Annotated in this window: 2 protein-coding genes; both read right to left on the bottom strand. The window is 62.3% G+C overall.

Going from position 1 to position 1,192, the window contains the following annotated elements:
• Nucleotides 1–547: 547 nt before the first annotated feature.
• The gene (locus G7B69_RS16605; RefSeq protein WP_166181289.1) at nt 548–745 is read right to left on the bottom strand and encodes a hypothetical protein; all 198 of its coding nucleotides are present in this window, start codon (nt 743–745) and stop codon (nt 548–550) included.
• Between the two features lie 223 nt (nt 746–968).
• A partial coding sequence (locus tag G7B69_RS16745) for a hypothetical protein (RefSeq protein WP_207786060.1) occupies nt 969–1,192 on the bottom strand: 224 nt, incomplete at its 5' end.

Below are 1,192 nucleotides of genomic sequence, written 5' to 3'. Positions count from 1 at the left end.
CTTTCACTCCGACAGCGCTGGCCAAGATCATGCGCGATTTCGTTATGAATGGTGCGCCTTATCCGGTGCCACCCGAAGAGGTCATACTGGACTGAAGCGCACTCGTTCCAGCGTCCGCAATGGGTCGAAAGGAGCCTGTCTGCAATGACTGAACGAACCGCTGGCAAGCAAGATCGCGGGTAGCCCGCAGACGGCTCCAGGATCGCTGCTTCATTTGGGTTCAGTCTCCTGCGAAGCGCCCTCAGAACTGCCCTGGGCCGAGCCCTTCCCCCGTTCGCTGTCGTCTTGCGTGGAGACTTCGTCTCGGCGAGATCGGCTGCCACTATCGCGCCCGGACCTTTGCCGTGCGGTAGCCGGTTGTCCTTTGGCCTCCGCTTCGTGGACTGCCGACGTCTCGACTGGTTCGCCCTGGGCAACGGTTTGGTGCCCCTCGCCCGGTGCCGGCGTGCCCTCGGCTGCACCCGCAGACGGCGCCCAGGCTTGTAGGAAGGGCAGCGCAAGGAGCGCCCATTTCACGCCCCGCCGCGAAGCCGAACGGGGTGGACGCTCAGTCATCAGCCGAGCCCTCGGATGTGCAGCGGATTTCGTTCACCCCATGGTGAATCACAGGGTTCGTGCACAGGAGGACGCGGCCCTCCCAGACCGACCAGCCGATCAGGCGCTCCTTGAGCATGCTAACGGCCAAAGCGGGTGCGGTGCTGGCTAGGACACAACCGACAAACAGGCCAAAGAGAAAGCGTCTCATGACTATCTCCCCCCAGGAGAATGTCGCGACCGCCGATGATCATACGCTTCTAAGGTCGATAGGTCGCCTGAATAACGCGTTCGGCCGCACGTCGTCTTGCATCCGGGGTAACCCCAAGCCGTCGCTACCGAGACTTGCGTTGACACCACATGCGATGTCTCGCGAGGCCCGGCCTTTCTAACTCGGTTCGTCAGGCAATCGGACGGATCCGGCCCTACGCGAGCTAGACCGGCCCCCAGTAGTTGGGCCGACCGCCGCACACGAAGCATTTCAGGCGAGGGATTAAAAGCTGCATGTCCCGCGAGCTGTTCTTGCGCCTACCTAACGCCACCATCAGGTCGCCCGGCTCGATCACCCTCACTCGCCCGCACGTGCATTCGATGCGCAGCTTGAAGCCATGACGTCGATAGTCGGCAATGGAATCGAGGTGCTTGGTGCTCACGGCTT

It is taken from the genome of Croceibacterium segetis (assembly GCF_011320115.1).
Lineage (GTDB): Bacteria > Pseudomonadota > Alphaproteobacteria > Sphingomonadales > Sphingomonadaceae > Croceibacterium_B > Croceibacterium_B segetis.
This window is presented reverse-complemented; position numbering and strand designations above follow the sequence as displayed.

Bases quoted from the DNA above. Each gene is read 5' to 3' on its own strand.
- G7B69_RS16605 (WP_166181289.1), bottom strand. From the start codon at position 745: ATGAGACGCTTTCTCTTTGGCCTGTTTGTCGGTTGTGTCCTAGCCAGC.